Origin of the sequence: Shewanella sp. 10N.7 (genome assembly GCF_020806285.1) — a bacterium.
Lineage (GTDB): Bacteria > Pseudomonadota > Gammaproteobacteria > Enterobacterales > Shewanellaceae > Shewanella > Shewanella electrodiphila.
The window spans coordinates 1-333 of the sequence record NZ_JAJGZS010000088.1; the positions used below are offsets into that span (position 1 = coordinate 1).

At 41.7% G+C, this 333-nt stretch carries 1 protein-coding gene; it reads right to left on the minus strand.

The genetic code is table 11. The features are described from left to right. Window positions 1-333, minus strand: a 333-nt coding sequence (locus LMH66_RS20595; RefSeq protein WP_229372735.1) for an IS3 family transposase, incomplete at both ends; no start/stop codon positions are given.

A 333-nucleotide genomic window follows, 5' to 3' on the forward strand; every position in this document is an offset into this window, starting at 1 on the left:
GTCTTTTTAGCAGGTTAGGAGCTATTTTTGACTCACTTTTAGCTATTTTGTATCGGTGTTTTCTGAGCTGAGTGCTCACCAAACCTGCATATTTCATTAAACTTGCAGCTTTATAGCGGCCGACATTTTCGCCTTGCTGATTTAATTGACCCGCAATGGTTCTAGCGCCCGCAGAGCCTCGACTATCACTGTGTATCTCAATAGCTTGCTCACATAGTCGCTGATAATCAGGATTAACTATACCGCGATGTTTTAGGTGATAGTGATAGCTACTTCGTGGCACTTCAAACAACTGACATAGTTGTTTAACGATGCTTTGCTCTCTTGATAATG